Consider the following 19,202-nt stretch of genomic DNA (forward strand, 5'->3'; position numbering starts at 1 on the left):
GGGGTCAGGCCTTCAGGGCTCGGCCGGCGACGGCCAGGGCGAGGCGGCGGGGTGCGATGCCCGAGGCCAGCGCGGAGAGGCGGTTGCCGATTCCGGCGACCACGCTCGGCGGGGTCGTACCGCGTTCGAGGGCGCGGCGGGCGGTGGAGACGACCTGTCCGGGCGTGGATATCTTGCCGACGGCCGCGTCCTGACTGCCGACCACGTCGAAGAACTCGGTGCTCGTCGGCCCGGGGGAGACGGCCAGCACCCGCAGCGAGGAGGCGCGGGTCTCGAAGGCGATCGCTTCGGTGAGGCTGAGCACGAACGCCTTGGTCGCCCCGTACACCGCCATCGCGGGGGTCGGCTGGTAGGCCGCGGTGCTGGCGAGGGTGACCAGCGCGCCCCGGCCGTCGGCGGCCAGGTCGGGCAGGAAGGCGCGGGTCAGGCCGGCGACCGCCGCCACGTTGAGCTGGATCATCCGGTCGATCTGCGCGGGGTCCTGCTCCAGGAACGGGCCGTGGCTGCCGAAGCCGGCATTGTTGATCAGCGTCTGGATCCGGATCCCACGGGCTTCGAGCTCCGCGTGCAGGGCCGCGCCCGCTCCCGGCAGGGCCAGGTCGGCCGCGATGGGCGTGGCCCGGATCCCGTGCCGCTTCTCCAGATCCCGCGCGAGTTCCTCAAGCCGGTCCAGGCGGCGTGCCACCAGCACCACGTCCGCGCCGCGCTCGGCCCACTGGCGGGCGAACTCGACGCCGAGTCCCGCGCTCGCCCCGGTGATGAGGGCCACCGTGCCCCGGTAGGTCATCGACATGTCGGCTGCTCCACTTCGCTGGGTTACTGCGTACGACATAATCAATGTAGGCATCGCCAGCATTGTAGTCAATGACAACATTCGAGAGAGGGGTCCGTCTTGACCGGCGACGGGTCGTACCACCACGGCAATCTCAGGGCCGCCCTGCTGGAGCGAGCCGAGGCCGTCCTCACCGCCTCGGGGGCGGAGGGCCTGAGCCTGCGGGGCCTCGCCCGGGACTTGGGCGTGAGCCACGCGGCGCCCTCGCGGCACTTCCGCGACCGGCAGGCCCTCCTCGACGCCCTCGCGGTCAGCGGCTTCACCACGCTCAACGCGCGCCTGCGCTCGGCGGCGGCCGGTGGGGCCGACGGGGCTGACGGGGCTGACGGGGTCGACGAGACCGCCGGGGCCGCCGGGCCGGTCGGGGCGCGGCTGGCCGGGCTGGGCCGGGCCTACGTGGACTTCGCCGTCGGGCACACGGCGCTGCTGGACCTGATGTTCACCGTCAAGCACGCCGACGACTCCAGCGCCGAGCTGCGCGAACTCGGCCACGAGAGCCTGCTGATCGTCGCCCGGCTGATGGAGGAGGGACAACGGACGGGGGCCGTACGCCCGGGCGATCCCGTCCAGCTCGCGCAGGTCGCCTTCTCGACCGTGCACGGCCTCGCCACCCTCGCCGTCGCCGCGCTCCTCGACGACACCCCCTTGTCCGAGGCGATGGAACTGGCCCTGGAGGTCCTGCTGGCCGGCCTGCGCCCGGGCCGCTGAATGCGGTCGGCTCACACAGACGAACGCCACCCAGAACGGGCTGGCGCCGCAGCGAGCCCGTTCTGAGTGGCGTGACGGGGGTCAGCAGTCGTCGCCGTAACCTCCGCCCCAGCCGCCCCAGTCGTCGTCATCGTCGTCGTACCAGCCGTGGTGGTGGTTGTATCCGTCGTCATCCCAGCCGCCACCGCTGACGTAGGTGACAGAGTGCGTCGGGGTTGCCGCGGAGGCAGAACCAGCCGCTCCGAGGGCGGCGCCGCCAGCCATCAGAACACCGATGGCGGACACGGCGAAGAGCCGCTTCACTCTCAGTGATTGCATGGTCATAACCCTTCCAGTTGTGTGCCGCTCCTTGCGGCACAGAGCCGATGCCTCTCGCGCAAGGTATGTGCGCGGATCGCGCGGATGGCCCATCGGGTGCGATGAGTGCGTCTCCGTGTCTACACGGCCTCGACGGCCGCGGACCCCTTCTGGGTGGGCGCGCACATGCATGGCCTCGCGCTGTGACGCATGACTGCGGGCCGAGGATGTTCCCCGCAGTTGCGGCTCTCACCTACAAAGGCTAGTCACACACGCGCGACCCGGCATCTTGGGCGGAGCGTGCCCGGTTGAGTCCCGGCACGGCCGCGCGGCGATCCCTCACCAGGGGCGGCGGGCCGCGGGCCGATCCTCCCCGTCCCTCGATGCCGTCGCACCACCTCTCCCCGATGAGGGGCCGAAGTGACCTCGTTCGCCCGCCACTTGTCCACGCCGCACCGCCAACGGCGGCGCCCGCCCGCCGGAACGGGTGCGCGGCCCCGCCCATCAGGGGCCCCGCTTCAGGTGGGTGACGGTGCGTACCGTGCGCGCAGGTCCGTCAGGTAGGCGTCCGGGTCCGGGAAGGGCTGGTCCTGGGCGCCGTGGCGGTGCAGGCTCAGGCGGCCGTCGGGGTGCAGGGTCACGGTGGTCGTCGCCCGGCGGGCCCGGCCGTCCGCCGGGTCGTCGGCGGGATGCGGCGCGCGCAGGACGGGGACGGTGGCGGGGAACACGGCCAGCGCTTCGGCGGGGGTGGCGGCGGGCGGCCCGCCGGTGCGGTTGGCGCTGCTCACGTACAGCACGGGGTGTTCGTCCAGGAGCGGCGCGAGCGGCTGCCAGCGGGCGCCGAAGAGCAGGACCCAGCCGTCCTTGCAGGCGGGCGCGAGCCAGTCGGGCCACCGGGCCCCCGCGCGGAGCGGCAGCAGCAGGGTGAGGTGTTCCTCGGCCAGCAGTCGGCCGGCCAGGGCGATGCCCGCGGCGTCGAGTGCGGTGCGGGCGGTGACGGCGTGGCGGGTGCCGGCGTGGTGGGCCCACAGGGCGACCGGCTGGCCGGAGGGCCTCGCCTTGGCCTCGTTCACGGCCCGCGGCCTGGTGGCGGCGACGACGTACGTGAGCGGAGCGGGGTTCGGCAGCACCACGGCCGCACCACCGCGCAGGGCCCGGCGGGCCTCGTCCATGTCTGCCGCGTCCCGGGGCGGCGGGGCGGATCCGATGCTCACCGCGTGTCCTCGCCGGCGCCCTGGGTGAGGCCGTCGAGGTAGTCGGCGAAGGCGTCGTCCTCGACCACGGCCCGGCCGGTGCGGTAGGCACGCCCCTTGACCCATGCCATCGCCGTACGGGTCCGCTCGCCGTCGAGGGTGTGCCCGAGGCGGGCGGCCACCGCGGCCACGACCCGGGCGCTGGCCAGGTGCGTGAGGACCACGCGCGGAGTGATGCCCAGCAGCTCCTGGGGGTCGTACGGCTGGAAGAGCCGTGGGTGGACGAAGGGAGTGCCGGTGGAGATGGAGCCCACCCCGGTCCCGACGATGGGCGTGGTGACGCCCAGCGGGACACCGGTCTCCCCGGCCACCATCTCCGCGATGACCGGCAGCCGCGTCAGATCGGGCGGTGACCACCACGGCGCGGCGCCCGCTCCCAGGAGTTCGCGGGCGTGCCGGGCGAGCAGGAAAAGCAGTTGCTCGGTGGCGACCATGCCGGCCCGCTCGGCGATGCCCAGCCAGGAGGAGGACACCACCCGGACCCCCGCCGCCAGCGCCTCCAGGGTGTTGGCCAGTCCCAGACCGAGATCGTTGTGCAGGTGGGAGGCCAGTACGACCTCACTTCCGGCTTCCGCGCGCACCCGGCGGAACATCTCCGCGCAGCCGGAGGGAAGTTGGGCGCCCACCGTGTCCGCCAGGACGACCAGCCCCGCCCCCGCCCCGGTCATGGCCCGCGCGTAGTGCGCCATCAGTGCGTGGTCGGCACGGGAAGCGTCCGCCAGGCACACGTCCACCGCGACCCCCTCGTCCAGGTCGCGGGCCCGTTTCACGAGATCGACCCCGGCCTGAAGGGCTTCCCGGGCGGCGCGGTGGACCATCACCCGCGCCATCGCCTCCGACGCTGGCACCACCACCATCACCCGGGCATGACGGCTGCCCCGTACGGAAGCCACCGCCTGCTCCAGGTCCCGCCGCGCCCCGCGGCAGACCGCCGCGACGCTCACCGCGCCCTCTGCCTCCCCCGCGACCCGGCGTACGGCTTCGAACTCCTCCCCGCACACCGCGGGGAATCCGGCGGCGAACACCACGTGCCGGGGGCCGTCCGAGCCGAAGATCCGGCCCGTCTCGCGCGCGAGCCGCACCCGGAAACCCGCCGTCATCAGCGTCTTCGCCTGCGCGCCGTCCCGGGCCGACTCCTCCCACAGCACCACCCGCCCCGCACCGGCCGACTCCCGCACCAGATCCACCCGCACCACTCCCCACGCGCCCGGGCGCCGGACATCGGGCTGACGCCACCACCTGGTCAACGACCCGTCAGCGCCGTGCACTCGCTCGAACTTACGTTGCCCGTACAGGGCTTGTGGCCCCAGCCGGTACGCGCGGCCGTTCCGGTCAGTCCCTCCTACTGCCGCCGTCGCCCGCGCCGGGCAGGAGGCGGGTGCGGTCCGGTCCGTCCGCCCGGTACGGGACGGGGTCCCCGGGCTGGTGGAAGTGGACGGCGCCTGGCAGTCCGGCGCGGTAGGCGTCCAGGCCGGCGCGACAGTAGGCCACCATCGGCTCGGCCGGCGCGTCGAGCGGGTACCAGCCCATGGCGTCGCACACGGCGGGCTCCATGACGCGCGGCTCACCGCCGAACCGCCGGACCTCGAAGAACAGGCCGATCCGGGCGCCGCCGAAGGGGCTGCGGTGGTGAACGGTGACCGCGAGGGTCACGTCCGCCCGGTCGATGACGACCCCGGTCTCCTCGGCGGCCTCGCGGATCACGGCCTCGACCATGTCCTCGTGGGGGCCGTCGAGATGGCCCGACGGCAGGTGCCACAACCCGGCGGCGTACACGTCGCCGGCGCGGCGGGAGAGGAGCACCTCGGCGCCCCTCCCGCCGGCGCGGCGCAGGATCAGGTGGACGTCCACGGTCAGCCGGTAGCGCTCGCGGCCGGCCACCGAGTCGTACGAGGTCACATCGGCTCCGATCAGCTCAGATGCCCCGGTGCCCGGGGCGGGTCGGTGGCGGTTCGCGCCGCCGGGTCAGGTCCAGCCGAGCTCGGTGTACGGGCGGCCCGCGCGGATGCCCTCGATCGCGGCCCGCGCGTACGGGACGATCGGGTCCGGCAGGGCATCCGCCGGCCACCAGCCCCAGGACAGACACCGGTCCGGTTCGCGCACCTCCGGGCTTCCCCGCCAGCGCCGGGCCCGGAAGACCAGCTGCATCCTCGGCTGCGCCCCCGCCCCCTCCACGACGTGCACCAGGTGGGCCAGCTCCACGTCTGCCGGGTCGATGACCAGCCCGGCCTCCTCCCGTGCCTCCCGCACCAGACAGCTCACCGCCGACTCCCGCTCGCAGTGCCCGGCCAGGAAGTGATGCGTGGACCCCGCGTACGCGCTGTCCGGGTGCCGTAGCCCGAGCAGGACCTGTCCGTCGCGCTCCAGGTAGAGGTGGACGCCGACGACATGCGGAACGCTCCGGGCCGGCGACGACCCGGACGCCCGGCCGGAAGCGGGGGGCTGCCCGGCCGCGTGCCGGCGCACCAGCTCCAGGGTGGCCGGGCTCAGCCGCAGGCGGGGCATCGTCCCGGGGTCGAACCAGGCGAGCATCACCCCTTCGGTGAGGGGCAGGGCGGCGGGGTCTCCGCTCCAGCGCCCGGCGAAGACCCGCACCGGGACGGTCAGGCCGTCCGTACCGGTGGCCCACTCCACGGCGAGCGGTTCCAGTACGGCAGGTTCGAGTCCGGCCTCCTCGCGCAGCTCGCGGCGTACGGTCTCCTCCAGCGAGGCGTCCTGCGGCTCGCGGCCACCGCCCAGCAGGGCCCAGGACCCCGGCTCCCAGATGCCGGGCACGTCGTCCCGGAGGTGCAGCAGGTAGCGGCCCTGACCGTCGTGGATCAGGGCCGAGGCGTTCACCGGTTCGACGACGCCGTCGAGCCCGGAGGCCAGCAGCTTGGCCCGCAGGGTCGGCGAGCCGACCTGGTCGAAGGGGAGCCACCGCAGCCACTGCGACCCCGGCCCCGCCCCCGGCCCGGAATCCGCCTCGGCATCGGCCAGGCAGAAGACGAACCGGAAGTCGTAGTGCCGGTGGGCCGGCCGGCCCTCGGCGGGGCTCGCCTCGACGTCGTGGACGGCGATGTCCAGGGGGCCGCTCAGGAACGCGGCGGTGACGCACAGGGCGCCGGGCGGGATCCCGGCCTCCTCCCGGAGTCCGCGCAGCGCCGCTTCGAGGAGCGTGCGGTCCGAGGCCGCCACCCGCCCACCCGGCGCGCGGGGTGTGTCGCCCGTCGCCGGGTGGTGGATGTGCAGGACCCGCCGGGACCGGTCGATCACGACGGCGCTGCACGTGACGCGCGCCGGCGGCGCGGCGGGGTCCGTGGCGCCGGGCGCGGTCGCCGGATCCTCCAACAGGGGCGCCAGCAGATCCCGTTCGCCGGGGTGGCGCTCCAGGTAGGAGGTGACGAGCTCGTGGATGTCGGAGCGGGCGATCGGCAAGGCGGCCTCACAGACGGGGGAGCGGACCGGAGCTCCAGAGGGTGGGCTGTGGGTACCCCGGTGCTCCTGGAACGGCCGCGATCCGGTGCGGGTTACGGCCGGGCGGCGGTGTAGGGGCGGACGTCGATGACCGTCATGCCCGCCGCGCGGGCCGCTTCGATGCCCTCGTCGCTGTCCTCGTACACCGTGCAGCGCGAGGGGTGCGCCGCGAGGCGCTCGGCCGCGAGCAGGAAGATGTCGGGCGCCGGCTTGCCCCGCTGGACGTCGTCACGGGTCACCAGGGTGTCGAAGTGCTCCCTGAACGGCTGGTGGCGCAGGGTCTCCTCGATGACGCGGCGCGCCCCGCCGGACGCCACCGCCATCGGGACCAGGCCGTGCATGGCCTCGACGACCCGCAGTACCTCCCGGTGCGGTCGTACGGCGTGCGCCTGCGTGAGGAACAGCTCGTCGCGGTCGGCGACGAGCAGCTCCACCGGGCGGGAGGGCGTCAGGGCGCGCTCCTCCACCAGGACGCGGATCATCTCCGCCGACGAGAGGCCCGTACGGGCGTCGAACCACTCCTGTTCCAGGACCACGCCCTCCGGGGCCAGGACGGCGGCCATGGCCCGGTAGTTGGCGTACTGGCTGTCGACCAGGGTGCCGTCCCAGTCGAAGAGGAGGCAGTCGGCGTGGCGGGGGGCGAGCTCGGGATGCATGGGCAACGCACCTTCGGGATGGGGTGGGAGAGTGGTCAGTCGGCGTGGCGGACGGGGATCGCCGGTGGGGCGGTCGTGGTCAGTGGCCTACCCCGTGTCTCGGGCATCCACCGGGCCAGGCCCAGCGCCGACGCGCCCGTGACGGCCGCGTACAGGGCGAAGGTCCCGGCCAGCGACAGGTGCTGGACCAGCGGGAGGAACGTGGTGGCGACCACGAAGTCGGCCGCCCAGTGGGCCGCGGTGGCCAGGCTCATCAGCGCTCCCCGGGCCTCGGAGGGGTAGATCTCCGAGATGTACACCCAGAACACCGCGGCCGGGCCGACCGCCCCGGCCGTGATGAAGACGCACAGCAGCAGGGCGGTGACGGCGCCCTCGTGACCGAGGAGTCCGGCGGCCGTGATCCCCAGCGCGGTGAGCGCCATGACGGCGAGCCCGCCGATCATCAGCGGCCGCCGCCCCCACCGGTCCAGGCACAGCACGGTGACCACCGTCGCCGCGACGTTGCACAGCCCCACCAGGATCGAGCCGACGATGCCGCCGGCCGAGGTGAGACCGCTGGAGGCCAGGATCGTCGGCGCGTAGTAGATGGCGGTGTTCAGGCCCGTCAGGTGGACCAGGACGGCGATCGCGAGACCCAGCACCACCCACCGGCGGCCGGCCCGCGCGCAGGCCAGGCGCAGACCGGTGCTGCGGACCGGGCCCTGAGCCGGGACCTCGGGGCCGCCCCCCGTCCCGATGCCGAGCCGGGCCGCCGCCAGCGCCGCCCGCTCGCCGTGCCCCCGGCTGCGCAGCCAGTCCGGCGACTCGGGTACGAGGAACATCCCGCCCAGCAGCAGGAGGGCCGGGGCGATGCCCAGGGCCATCATCCAGCGCCAGGCTCCGGCCGGTTCGAGGGCGTAGGCGACGACGTAGGACAGCAGCAGCCCGATCGTGATCATGAGCTGGTTGAGCGTGACCAGGGCGCCCCGCCGGGCCGGCGGGGCGATCTCCGAGATGTACAGCGGCACCGCGAAGGACGTGGCGCCCAGGGACAGTCCGACCAGGAAGCGCCCGGCGAGGAGCGAGCCGGTGCCGATGGCGGCGGCGGAGGCGAGCGTGCCGGCCGCGTACACCGCGGCCGCGGCGCCGATCACCGGGAGCCGGCCGAAGCGGTCCGCGAGCCGGCCGCTGCTGGGAGCCGTCAGCGCGGCTCCCAGCAGGGCGGCGGACACCGCGGCGCCCTGTACCCAGGACGACAGGCCGTACTCGGCGGTCACCAGCGGCAGGGCCCCGGCGATGACGCCCGTGCCGTAGCCGAAGAGCAGCCCCCCGACGGAGGCGACGCAGACCGTCAGGGTGCGGGTGGCCGCCGGGGATCCCGTGGGCCTCACGGGCCCTCCGACGCTTCGTCCGAGGTGTCCACGGCGGCGCCGCCGGCCGCGGCGGACGCCACCAGTGCGCTGCCCACCCGGGCGGTGCGCCGGGACGCGGCGAGCGGCATCGGCGCCGGCCCGCCCTCGCGCACCGCCCGCGCGAAGGCCTCGACCTGGAGCCTGTAGTGATTGGCGGCCGGGACGATCTCCTCGCGGGCGCCGCCGTCCTGCGTCAGTACGGTGATGACCCCGTCCTCGCCGTCCATCGCCCAGGCGTTGCGGACCATGAGGGTGCCGCGGGTCCCCTGGAGTTCGTACGCGGCGCGCGGACCGTAGTCGATGCCGTAGTCGACGACCGCGGAGCGCCCCTGCCCGAAGTCCATCGTCGCGACCGCGCTGGTTTCCACGTCGAGGCCCGGGCGGCTGCTGAAGCGGGCGCTCACCCGCCGGGGAGCCTGCCCGAAGAACAGCAGCGGGACGTCCACGGCGTAGCAGCCGACGTCCCAGGTGGCTCCGCCGCCCAGGGCGGGCTCCAGCCGGATGTTGCCGCTGCCGCTCTCGATGCGGAACGCGAAGGAGGCCCGCACGAGGCGCAGTTCGCCGATCGCGCCGGAGGCGAGGATCTCGGCGGCACGCGACTGCTGGGGGTGGAAGCGGTACATGAACGCCTCCATGACGGTGCGCGACGCCGCCTCGGCCGCCTTCTCGACGCGTGCGCAGCCGTCCTCGTCCATCGCCAGGGGCTTCTCGACGAGTACGTGCTTGCCGGCCGCCAGCGCCCGCAGCGTCCAGTCGACGTGCTCCGTGTTGGGCAGCGGTACGTAGACGGCGTCGACCGCGGGGTCCGCGAGGAGCGAGGCGTAGTCCGGGTGGGCGGTGGCGCCGAAGGCGCGGCCCACCTCCCGTGCGGAGCCGGCCCGCTCGGGGCGGCTGGCGACGGCGGTCAGGGCGCAGCCCGGGGCCGCGGCGATGGCCGGCATCAGATGGGTGGCGATGTAGGAGGTGGCACCCAGGACACCCCAGCGCAGGGCGCCGTCCCGCTCGTCGTGGGCTCTCATGCGTTGTCCTCCTGGATGAAGCGGGCCGCGCGTTCGGCGACGGCGGCCACGGCCGCGTGGATGTTTCCGGTGATCATGCTGGGGATGACGGAGGCGTCGGCCACGCGCAGGCCGCTCGTGCCCCGGACCCGCAGCCTCGGGTCGACGACGGCGCCGGCATCCCCGTCGAGGCCGATCCGGCAGGTGCCGACCGGGTGGAACTGGGTCTGGGCGTTGGCCCGTACGAACGCCTCCAGTTCGCGCCGCGAGGCCGTCGCGGCGAGCGGCGCGGGGCCGGTCGTCAGCCCCGCGAGCGGGTCGGTGGCGGCGATGTCGCGGGCGATGCGCACCCCCTCCACCAGGACGTCGAGGTCGGCGGGGTCGCTGAGGTAGGCGGGGTCGATCAGGGGGTGCGCGCCGGGGTCGGCGGAGGCCAGCGCGAGCCGGCCGCGGCTGAGGGGGCGGGTGACGCCCGGACCTATGGTGAAACCGTGGCCGAGGCGCGCCGCGTTGTTGAGGTCCTTCATCGGGGCGAAGGACAGCTGGACCTCGGGCGCGCCCGACGCACCGTCGAGGCACACGAAGCCGCCTGCCTCGCCGAGGTTGGAGGAATCGGCGACGGGGTGGCCCTCGGCGGTGTCGTAGGCGAGCGAGACCTGGACGTGGTCGTGGAGGTTGGAGCCGACGCCGGGCAGGTCCACGGCCACGGGTACGCCCAGCGCCGCCAGGTCCGCCGCCGGGCCGATGCCGCTGAGCAGCAGCAGCTGCGGGGCGGCGACGGCTCCCGCGCACACCACCACCTCGGTGGTGCAGCGGATCGAGCTCACCGGGCCCGCGCCACCGCGCCGGATCCGTACGCCCCTCACGCGGCCGCCCTCCAACAGGAGGCCCTGGACGGCCGCGTCCGTCACGAGGGTGAGGTTGGGGCGGTCGAGGGCGGGGCGCAGGTGGGTGCGGGCGGTGTGGCCGCGGCGGGCGGGAGAGCCCGGGGCGGCGGTCGTGCGGGTGGTGCGGTAGAGGCCCACGCCCTCCTGCCGGCCGGCGTTGAAATCGGGGTTGCCGGGCAGTCCGTACTTCTGCGCGGCTTCGACGAACGCGGCGGCGAACGGATGGGGCCCGGTGTTCTCGGCCACGGGGAGGCGGCCGTACGTCTCCGCGTCGGCGGGGCCTTCGAGACCCTTCAGGTACGGCATGAGGTGGCGGGCGTTCCAGGTGTCGCCGCCCCAGTGCTGCCAGGCGTCGAAGTCCGAGGCGGCGCCGCGGATGTGCACCATGGCGTTGATCGCGCCGGATCCGCCCACGACCCGGCCGCGGGGCCAAGCGAGGCGTCTGCCGTCGAGGGCGGCCTGCGGCGTGGTGCGGTAGCGCCAGTCCAGCTCGCCGCCGAGCAGCGAGGGCCAGGAGGCGGGCCGGGCGATGCGCGCGTCGGTGTCCGCGGGCCCGGCTTCCAGGAGCAGGACCCGACGGCCGGGGTCCTCGCTGAGGCGGGCGGCGACGACGCTGCCGGCCGCGCCCGCGCCGACCACGACGTAGTCGTAGGTGGTGAAGCTTTCCATGGGGATGTCCTTCGGGTGCGTCCTTCGCTCCACTGAGCAGGGGAGGGGCGGGAGGAGGGGGGACGGGGGCGTCCCCGGGCGGCGCGGCGCGGGGGCGTCCCCGGGCCGCGCCGCCTCAGGTCGCGAGGAATCCGCCGTCCACGCCGATGACCTGACCGTTCACGTACGAGGAGGCGGGGGAGAACAGCCACAGCGCCACGTCGCAGACCTGGTCCGGAGTGCCGATCTCCCCGGAGGGGATCAGCCCGCGCCAGGTGGTGGCCCCGCCGACGGCCGCCTCGGAGGCGGCCAGCATGTCGGACTCGACGGGACCCGGGGCGACGGCGTTGACGCGGATGCCCTCGTGGGCGTGTTCGACGGCCGCCATGCGGGTCAGGGCCACCGCGGCGTGCTTCGAGGCGACGTAGGCGCCGATGCCGGGGAAGACGGTGCGCAGCCCGTGCACCGACGTGTTGTTGACGATGCTGCCGCCGCCGCCCTGGGCGGACATGAGCCGCAGTTCCTCCCGCAGGCACAGCCACAGCCCCCGGGTGTTGACGGCGAAGGCGCGGTCGAAGTCCTCCGTCGTCAGGTCGGCGAGGCGGCCGTCGCCGGGAACCCCGGCGTTGTTGAAGGCGTGGTCCACCCTTCCGTACAGCTCGACGGTCCGGGCGAACAGGTCGCGGACCTGGCCGGGGCTGGTGACGTCGCAGCGGACGAAGCGCGCCTCGCCGCCCCGCGCCCGGATCTCGCGCTCGGCCTCGGCGCCGCGCTCCTCGCTCCGGGCCGCGATGACGACGCGCAGCCCGGCCGCCGCGAACGCCACGGCGGCCGCCCTGCCGATGCCCGCGCTGCCGCCGGTGACGACGACGACCCGGCCGTCGGATCCGTCGGGGTCGTCGGGGGCTTCGCTCATCGGTCGGCCCCCACGCGCTGTCCCGCCCGGCCGGCGCCGGTGCCGAGCAGGCGGCCCATGCCCGCGCAGGCCCGTTCGATCTCGTCTTCGCTGACGTCGTTGAGGAAGCACACCTCGCCGATCGCGGTGAGGATCGGCAGGTTCTGCTTGCCGTCGCGGTGCAGGACCGTGTCCGCGAGGCCCTCCAGGACGAGTTCCACGTCGCAGAAGAGCGGGTGCGAGGGGGCGAGCCCCATTCGCCGGGCCACGGCGACGATGCGCGTGAACTGGCCGTCGTCGATCAGGCCCCGGCCGGCGGCGAGGAGCGCGGAGAAGACGCAGTCCATGGCCACGGCCTCGCCGTGCAGCAGCTCGGGGAGGGCCCGCATCTCCACCAGCGGCGAGAACGAGTGCCCGTAGTCCACGGACCGCTGGAGGTCCTTCTCCCACAGATTGGGCTGGAGCTCCTCGGCCATCCCCGCGATCGCCCGGCCGATGACCTCGTCGGCCACGGCTGCCGCCGGGCCCTCGCCGGGCCCCGGGTCCTGGAAGCGCGCCTCGATGAGCTCCGCGCCGTACTCCTCCAGGAGCTCGAACAGGCGCAGGTCCTTGATCAGGGCCATCTTGAAGATCTCGCCCATGCCGTTGCGCAGCTGGCGGCGCGGGACGGTGGCGAGGAAGGAGCGGTCGATCAGGGTCCGGGGCGGCGGGGTGTAGGCACCGAGACGGTTGCGGTAGCCGCCGTAGTTGATGCCCGACTTGGCGGCCACGCTGACGTCCACCTGGCCGAGGAGCGTGGTGGGCACCCGGACGAAGGGGATGCCGCGCCGGTAGAGACTCGCGGCGAGCCCCACCACGTCGGCCACGACGCCGCCGCCGATGACGATCGGCGGGGAGCTGAGGCGGTTGGTGCCGACCTCGTTCAGTTTGTTGACCACTTCCAGGACGCGCTCGATGGACTTGTTCTCCTCCGAGCCGGGAAGCGTCAAATAGTCGACGGGAACATCGTTCTCCGAGAAATAGGTGCGAATTTTCGCTCCGTACAGCTCGTCCACGGAATGGTCGAGAATGACGAGCCGGGTACCCGTACCGCGGCCGCCGCCGGGAACGGTGAGGAGGTCGGGATTCCCGGGATTCAACAGGTCGTGGGTTTCGACGATCTCGTATTCGACAGGTAATTCCGTCTGAATCTTCCAGCTCTGCTGACGCGTGGTTCCGCTCATGGTGGTTCTCCCTCTCGCTGCCACAGCGTTCGGTTTGTTGCACCACGGAACATACAGCGAGGCCGGGGCGGCGCAAATGGAGATTTTCCCGCCATATGTCTTATTCGTCCTGTGTCTTGACGGGTGGGATGGTCCGGTTTCTGTTGCTCTCGCCCTCGCGGATCGGCCATGCTCGGGGTCCTGCGTGGTGGCTCAAAAGCGCCCCTCTCCTCGGCTCGCCGCCCCGCCGCGCGCTTGGGGCGGCGGCCGTGCCCCGTGACTGCCGGAGGCTGAAACAATTCGGTCGGACACCCTCCCGGGGGAGGGCGGGATCCGGTCAATCCGAGGGAGTTCGTATACGGTTTAACCATTGCTGTTGTGGCGTATCTCACCGTTAAATCCACCATCGGTATCCAGCGTTTGAGACGCGCCGGCGTCATCGAATCGAGCGGGCGGTACGGAATACCTTCGGTAACCCCGACCGGCCGGGGGCGGCCGTCATCGCTCGCCCCTCCGGCCCGCCCTGTCCTGACTTGACCTGACCGCCGTCCGCATGGCCCGCGCCGGTGCGTACGTTCAGCCCGCGGCGGTGATTCGGCGGCTCGGAACGTGTCGCCGCGCGCGATACCGGCCCCGGCGTGGAACCGTCTCTGCATGACCGAAGGCTCGACACCTCACATCTCGCCGGCGCGGATCACCGTCCTGGGCGTTCAACCTGGAAACCCACCCTTCCGCATCGTGGAGGTCGACGGAGAGTTCGTCGGCAGGGCGATGTCGATGACGGACGTGCTCCTGGTCGCCTCCGAGGCGGGGATTGCGATCCACGACCTCGACGACCTCGACGTGGTCCGGTGGGTCGGCGGCGGCAAGTTCACCTGGACACCGCACTAGCCCGGTCAGGGCATCCCTTCCGGGGCGCGGTGTTGGGCGATAGGAGGACCGCCCCGGCGACTTCTTCGTGTCATCTGCCAGTACGGCGGCCGGACGGGGGCGGAGCAGACTCACTGCCACGACCCCGTGGCCACGACCGAGGACCGGCGCGGCCGCGTACAGGCGATCCGAAAGAGGGGGGCGGCACGTGAGCGTGCAGCAGTACGACGAGATCGGTGAGGCGTTCGAGGGGTTCAAGTCCCTGCCGCTGATGCGGTACGGGGAGGTGCCGAGCTTCCTGGGCATGGTCGGGGACGTGAGGGGCAAGTCGGTGCTCGACCTCGCGTGCGGCACCGGGTTCTACAGCAGGGAGTTCAAACGGCGCGGCGCGACCGACGTCCTCGGTGTCGACATCTCCGCCGAGATGATCGCCGCCGGGGAGCAGGCCGAGCGGCGCGAGCCGCTGGGTGTCCGCTACGAGGTCGGTGACGTGGCCGAACTGCGCCCGCTTGAGCGGCGCTTCGACATCGCGGTGGGCGTGCAGTGCCTCAACTACGCGGAGGACATCGCGGCGATGGAGCGGATGTGCCGCGCCGTCCACCGGAGCCTGGTGCCGGGCGGAGAGTTCTTCGTACTCGCCCAGAAACCCGACTACCGCTTCGACTGCGCGTCGTTGGACGCGTACGGGTTCCGCTGCGAGGCGACCGGCCAAGAGGCGCAGACGGGTCCGCGGGTGCGGGTCACGGCTCTCCTCGACCCCCAGCCGATCAGCATCGTCGCCACGGCCCCGCGCCGCGAGGTCTACGAGGAGTCCTTGCGGGGGGCCGGGTTCGGCGCGCTGGAGTGGGTCCCGCTCCAGGTGTCCGAAGCGGGTGTCCGCGAGTTCGGCGAGGAGTTCTGGGCGGACCTCCTCGCGAACCCGCCGCTGGAGATGCTCCGCTGCCGCAGCTGACCGGCCGGCCGGCCGCTCGGCAGCCGGGGCGCCCTACTTGGATTCGACCCGGCCGACCGGGGTGGGGGCGGCCGTGAGTGTCTCGCGCGCCGCCCGCCAGGCGGCGTGGTCGGGGTGGAACGCGGTACGGAGCCAGGCCGCGGTCAGCCGGCCTACGGCGGTGACCCGTTCGGGGTCCTCGTCCGTGGTCTCGGCGGCGTCGTACCCGGCGATCCCGCCGAGACCGTGCTCCGCGTCGAACAGGGTGATCAGGGTCTTGGGGCCGGGGGCGAGGGTGTACGGGTCGGCGTGCCAGTCCGGCCCCATGTCCGTGAAGTGCCGGGAGTCGTCCTTGTCACCGGCGACGACCAGCGTGGGGGTGGTCATGGTGGAGAAGTCGATGCTCTGGAGGAACGGCACCTGCGCGGCCATGGGCCCGGTGAGGACGCCGCCACCCCGGCCGGGGGCGGCGAGCAGTACGCCCGCCTTGATCCGGGGCTCGAACAGGTTCGCTTCCTTCCCGGTGTCGGGGTCGGTGACCCGGGCGCCCAGCAGGAGGCCGGCGGTGTGACCGCCCAGCGAGTGCCCGGCCACGGCGACCTTGTCGTGATCGACCCGCCCCGCCAGCTGCGGCACGGCGGCCTCGATCAGGCCGAGCCGGTCGAGGACGTGCGTCATGTCCTCGGCGCGCGAGCGCCAGAAGTACGGCGCTCCGGGGGTGTCGGCGTGCAGGTGGCTCAGCGTGCGGGAGCTGAGGTGGGTGGGCTGGATGACGACGAACCCGTGCGCCGCCCAGTGGTTCGCCAGTGGCGCGTAGCCGTTCAGCGAGGAGAGGTGGTTCGAGCGGCCGTGGCCGTGGGAGAGGAGGATGACGGGGAGACCGGTCCCGGTCACGGGCGCCGAGACGCGGACCTGGAGGTCCGCGGGGCGCCCGGGTACGGACAGCACCACCGGGCTGTAGGACAGCACCGGGGTCGTGTCGGCGGATGTGGATGCGCTCATGACGAGTCGTTCCCCTCTGTGGAGCCCGCGCGCCGGTCGTCTCGTACGAACGGCGACGGGCAGGGCGGTCGGGGCGGCCCGCTTCGGCCAAACAGAAACGGAACCCCGCTCCGTATTATTATCCGGAGCGGCGTTCCGTTTTGTCAAACGGTGCGGGGAGGCTGGCGCTGCGAGTCCGTTCCCGTGGGGTGGAACTGGTCCGATCGGCCCGGCGCGGACATCCGTAAGGCGGCAGAAGATGAGGAAAGCGGCATATCCGGAGGTTCACGCATATAACCTCACCCTCGACAGTGAGGACGACGTACTGCTGGAGGCGTCATGACCGAGGGGTCGGTTCCCCTGCCCTATGCCGATCCGGCCTTCGTGGCGGACCCGTTCCCGCTGTACCGGCAGCTGCGCGAGGACGGCCCCGTGCGCCGCGTCGTCATCGCGGGCGCCCTGGACGCCTGGGTGGTCACCCGCTACGAGGACGGGCTCGCGGCCCTGTCCGACTCCCGCCTCAGCAGCGACGTACGCGACGCCTCGGACGCCCGGCTCCTGCGGCAGCTGCCCACATCGGGGGGCGAGTCGCTGATGGGCAACATGCTCCGCAGCGATCCGCCCGACCACACCCGCCTGCGACGGCTCGTCTCCAAGGCGTTCACCGCGCACCGGGTGGCCGGGATGCGGCCACGGATCCAGGCCATCGCCGACCAGCTGCTGGACGCGGTCGCCCCGGCCGGCCGTGCGGACCTCGTCGCCGACTTCGCGCTCCCGCTCCCGGTCACGGTCATCAGCGAACTGCTCGGGGTGCCGCTGGACGACCGGCACGACTTCCAGCGCTGGACCAACCGCATCGTGACCCGCGGCGCGGAGCCACCGGATCCCGCCGTGGTGAACGAGGCGTACCAGCACATGCGCGCCTATGTGACCGAGCTCGTCCGCGCGAAACGGGCAGCCCCCGGCGACGACCTGCTCAGCGGCCTCATCGCCGCCCGGGACGAGGAACAGCGGCTGACCGAGGACGAGTTGGTCGCCATGGTGTTCCTGCTGCTGGCCGCCGGCCACATCACCACGGTCAACCTGATCAGCGGCGGCATCGCCATGCTGCTCACCCACCCCGCCCAGCTGGAGCTGCTGCGCTCCGACCCCGAACTGCTGCCGGGCGCGATCGAGGAGTTCCTGCGCTACGACGGGCCGGTCAGCCCCGGCATCGCCCGGTTCGCGCGCGAGGACGTCGAGATCGCCGGCGTGACCGTTCCGCGCGGCGCGACCGTGCTGATCGGCTCGGCCATCGCCGACCGCGACCCGGCGCGCTTCCCCGACCCCGAACGCCTGGACATCACCCGGCAGGACAACGCCCACCTCGCGTTCGGGCACGGCATCCACTACTGCCTGGGCGCGCCACTGGCCCGGCTGGAGGGGCAGATCGCCATCGCCGCCGCCCTGCGCCGGCTCCCCGGGCTCGCCCTCGCCGTGGCGCCGGACGAGATCCGCTGGCGCCCCGGCGGCCTGCGCGGCCCCGAGAGCCTGCCGGTGACGTTCACCCCGGGCGGTTAGGCCCAGGGCCGTGGGCCGTGGGCCGTGGAACAGCCCGGACGGTGCTGCCGTCCGGGCCGGTCCAAGGGCGTTCGCCTACTTGGGGGCCACCTTGCAGGCGCTCACCGCGGTGCCGTTGGTCACGCCGCCCGCCGTCAGGCCGCTCACACACTGCGCGTGGTCGCCCGTCAGGCCGACGTAACAGGCCATTCGTATGGAGTCCGGGGCCTCTCCGCCCTGGAGCTCCCGCTCGACCTGGTTGATGCAGGCCGTGACGTCCGCATGGGCGGCGGGGGCGATGAAGGCCACGCCACCGAGTGCGAGGGTCAGGCCGGTGAGGGCACCTGCGATACGGGTCGACGTGCGCATGGGACGCACCTGCTCTCCGGGATCGTCGTGCGGCCCGGAACCTGGAAGTGCCGGATCCGCGTGGGAACGGCGCCGAGCGCGCCCGGCCGGGGTGCGGCCAGGGGTCCGGGCCCCGCCCGGACCGGCTCGACAGGGCTTTCCTCCCTCTCTCGACGCTAGAGCAGCCCCCTGCCGTACGCACCCGCTGGGCGGCTTCGCCGGATCCCTGCCGGGCCGGGGAGGGTTACCCCGGCCGCGCCCGCGCGCACGGACCCCGGCGCATGGTCCCGCGAGCGGAGGGCAAACGGGCCTCAGGGAAGGTTCGTTGCTGACGGAGGTGGCGGCGGTGCGTGCTGCGAGGGTGCTGGAGTCCTTTCCCGCCGGTGATCCGCACGGCAGTTGGCCTGCGGAGGAGTACGCGGCGGGGTGCCGGGCGAGAGGTGAGCGGGCGACCGTCGTGATGGACCTGGAGCGCGACGCGTTCCTCGTCGTGACCCCCGACGCGGACGCGGCGGATACCGCGACCGCCTAGCGGGCCCCGGCCCGCCCGGAAGTTGGGCCCGCGCGGGCAAGCCCCCCGCCCGGTTCAGCCCGGCCAGTGCACGCGTCCCAGGTGGATCAGGCGGAGCTGGCCGCGGGCCGTGCGGGTGACGGCCGACCAGTCCTCGCCGCGCAGCGAAGCGGCGAGGCAGGCCGAGGCCGTCATGAACATGTGGTCCACCAAGAGCCGCGACAGCATGGTCACGTCGTCGGCGCCCCAGCCCGCGCTGACCGGATCGGCGGCGAGGGTGGCGCCGATCTCGTCCGCGAACGCGTCGAGTTGCCCGTCGATGGCCTCGCGCACCGCCGCGACCCCGCCGTGCCGCTCGCGGACGAGGAAGCGGACGTGCGCCGGACGGCTGCGGACCAGTTCGGCGACGAGACGCACCGCGGCGTCGCCGCGCCGGGCCGCGTCACCGGTCTCGGCGAGGACGTCCCGCACGGTCTCGTGCAGGCTCGCCAGGGCCTCCTCGACGAGCGCGGCCCCCAGCTCGCCCATGTCGTGGAAGTGCCGGTAGAAGGCGGTGGGGGTGACTCCGGCGGCCCTGGCCACCTCCCGGAGCCCGAGGCTCCCCAGGCTGCGCTCCTCCAGCTGCGACAGGGCCGCGTCGAGGAGGGCGCGGCGGGTACGGCGGCGTTGGGCCTCGCGGACACCGGTGTTCGGACTCATGTCGGAAAGTCAACCCCGTCACAGTCGCCAACCGCCAGCATGTGTCAAACTATACCGGGTAGTCAGTGAACAACTGTTACCTGAAGGCAGGAGGAAAACC

At 73.4% G+C, this 19,202-nt stretch carries 20 protein-coding genes; 5 read left to right on the plus strand and 15 right to left on the minus strand.

Translation table 11 applies throughout. The features are described 5' to 3' along the window. Positions 1–4 precede the first annotated feature (4 nt). Complete coding sequence (locus IE248_RS12965) at positions 5–793, minus strand: SDR family NAD(P)-dependent oxidoreductase (protein ID WP_008742196.1); 789 nt, start codon at positions 791–793, stop codon at positions 5–7. A 99-nt stretch (positions 794–892) separates the two neighbouring features. Between IE248_RS12965 and IE248_RS12970 the strand changes: the two genes are divergently transcribed. Then, positions 893–1,540 carry a TetR/AcrR family transcriptional regulator gene (locus tag IE248_RS12970; RefSeq protein ID WP_190030777.1) on the plus strand — a complete coding sequence of 216 codons (648 nt, stop codon included), beginning with the start codon at positions 893–895 and terminating at the stop codon, positions 1,538–1,540. 81 nt (positions 1,541–1,621) lie between these two features. Here the strand turns inward: IE248_RS12970 and IE248_RS12975 are convergent, their stop codons facing one another. The 11 genes from IE248_RS12975 to IE248_RS13025 form a co-directional block, all read right to left on the minus strand. Further along, entirely contained in the window at positions 1,622–1,864 is a 243-nt protein-coding gene (locus tag IE248_RS12975; protein ID WP_100580760.1) for a hypothetical protein, read from the minus strand. Between the two features lie 491 nt (positions 1,865–2,355). Next, complete coding sequence (locus tag IE248_RS12980; protein WP_190030778.1) at positions 2,356–3,051, minus strand: hypothetical protein; 696 nt, start codon at positions 3,049–3,051, stop codon at positions 2,356–2,358. Beyond that, positions 3,048–4,277 carry a hydroxymethylglutaryl-CoA lyase-like TIM-barrel protein gene (locus IE248_RS12985; protein WP_190030779.1) on the minus strand — a complete coding sequence of 410 codons (1,230 nt, stop codon included), beginning with the start codon at positions 4,275–4,277 and terminating at the stop codon, positions 3,048–3,050. Before IE248_RS12985 ends, IE248_RS12980 begins: the two co-directional genes overlap by 4 nt. A gap of 145 nt (positions 4,278–4,422) precedes the next feature. Further along, a complete protein-coding gene (locus IE248_RS12990) occupies positions 4,423–4,989 on the minus strand; it encodes an NUDIX hydrolase (RefSeq protein WP_229895279.1) in 567 nt (188 codons plus the stop codon). Positions 4,990–5,055: 66 nt separating this feature from the next. Continuing rightward, positions 5,056–6,507, minus strand: coding sequence for an NUDIX domain-containing protein (locus IE248_RS12995; RefSeq protein ID WP_190030780.1), 1,452 nt, complete (start codon positions 6,505–6,507; stop codon positions 5,056–5,058). Positions 6,508–6,599: 92 nt separating this feature from the next. Beyond that, positions 6,600–7,202 carry an HAD family hydrolase gene (locus IE248_RS13000; protein WP_190030781.1) on the minus strand — a complete coding sequence of 201 codons (603 nt, stop codon included), beginning with the start codon at positions 7,200–7,202 and terminating at the stop codon, positions 6,600–6,602. A gap of 35 nt (positions 7,203–7,237) precedes the next feature. Then, complete coding sequence (locus IE248_RS13005) at positions 7,238–8,572, minus strand: sugar porter family MFS transporter (protein WP_190030782.1); 1,335 nt, start codon at positions 8,570–8,572, stop codon at positions 7,238–7,240. Continuing rightward, positions 8,569–9,612 carry a Gfo/Idh/MocA family protein gene (locus IE248_RS13010; RefSeq protein ID WP_229895280.1) on the minus strand — a complete coding sequence of 348 codons (1,044 nt, stop codon included), beginning with the start codon at positions 9,610–9,612 and terminating at the stop codon, positions 8,569–8,571. The genes IE248_RS13005 and IE248_RS13010 overlap by 4 nt, the downstream gene beginning before the upstream one ends. Further along, on the minus strand, positions 9,609–11,147 hold the full coding sequence (locus IE248_RS13015) for a GMC family oxidoreductase (protein WP_190030783.1): 1,539 nt from the start codon (positions 11,145–11,147) through the stop codon (positions 9,609–9,611). Before IE248_RS13015 ends, IE248_RS13010 begins: the two co-directional genes overlap by 4 nt. Before the next feature lie 115 nt (positions 11,148–11,262). Beyond that, on the minus strand, positions 11,263–12,042 hold the full coding sequence (locus tag IE248_RS13020; RefSeq protein WP_190030784.1) for an SDR family NAD(P)-dependent oxidoreductase: 780 nt from the start codon (positions 12,040–12,042) through the stop codon (positions 11,263–11,265). Continuing rightward, positions 12,039–13,244, minus strand: coding sequence for a sedoheptulose 7-phosphate cyclase (locus IE248_RS13025; RefSeq protein WP_229895281.1), 1,206 nt, complete (start codon positions 13,242–13,244; stop codon positions 12,039–12,041). Before IE248_RS13025 ends, IE248_RS13020 begins: the two co-directional genes overlap by 4 nt. A gap of 633 nt (positions 13,245–13,877) precedes the next feature. Between IE248_RS13025 and IE248_RS13030 the strand changes: the two genes are divergently transcribed. After that, entirely contained in the window at positions 13,878–14,114 is a 237-nt protein-coding gene (locus tag IE248_RS13030; RefSeq protein ID WP_008742209.1) for a hypothetical protein, read from the plus strand. Positions 14,115–14,301: 187 nt separating this feature from the next. Beyond that, a complete protein-coding gene (locus tag IE248_RS13035) occupies positions 14,302–15,045 on the plus strand; it encodes a class I SAM-dependent methyltransferase (RefSeq protein ID WP_190030785.1) in 744 nt (247 codons plus the stop codon). 33 nt (positions 15,046–15,078) lie between these two features. On the opposite strand, the gene IE248_RS13040 is transcribed toward IE248_RS13035, so the two are convergent. Next, positions 15,079–16,026: an alpha/beta hydrolase family protein gene (locus IE248_RS13040; RefSeq protein WP_190030786.1), complete on the minus strand. Its 948-nt coding sequence runs from the start codon at positions 16,024–16,026 to the stop codon at positions 15,079–15,081. 318 nt (positions 16,027–16,344) lie between these two features. Between IE248_RS13040 and IE248_RS13045 the strand changes: the two genes are divergently transcribed. Then, the gene (locus IE248_RS13045) at positions 16,345–17,565 is read left to right on the plus strand and encodes a cytochrome P450 family protein (RefSeq protein WP_073796460.1); all 1,221 of its coding nucleotides are present in this window, start codon (positions 16,345–16,347) and stop codon (positions 17,563–17,565) included. A gap of 75 nt (positions 17,566–17,640) precedes the next feature. Here the strand turns inward: IE248_RS13045 and IE248_RS13050 are convergent, their stop codons facing one another. Next, complete coding sequence (locus IE248_RS13050) at positions 17,641–17,913, minus strand: hypothetical protein (protein ID WP_037793864.1); 273 nt, start codon at positions 17,911–17,913, stop codon at positions 17,641–17,643. 307 nt (positions 17,914–18,220) lie between these two features. On the opposite strand from IE248_RS13050, the gene IE248_RS13055 reads away from it, so the two are divergent. Further along, positions 18,221–18,424: a DUF8839 family protein gene (locus IE248_RS13055; RefSeq protein ID WP_073796508.1), complete on the plus strand. Its 204-nt coding sequence runs from the start codon at positions 18,221–18,223 to the stop codon at positions 18,422–18,424. A 54-nt stretch (positions 18,425–18,478) separates the two neighbouring features. On the opposite strand, the gene IE248_RS13060 is transcribed toward IE248_RS13055, so the two are convergent. Beyond that, positions 18,479–19,102, minus strand: coding sequence for a TetR family transcriptional regulator (locus tag IE248_RS13060; RefSeq protein ID WP_008742215.1), 624 nt, complete (start codon positions 19,100–19,102; stop codon positions 18,479–18,481). Positions 19,103–19,202: the final 100 nt, after the last annotated feature.

Origin of the sequence: Streptomyces goshikiensis, assembly GCF_014650555.1 — a bacterium.
GTDB lineage: Bacteria > Actinomycetota > Actinomycetes > Streptomycetales > Streptomycetaceae > Streptomyces > Streptomyces goshikiensis.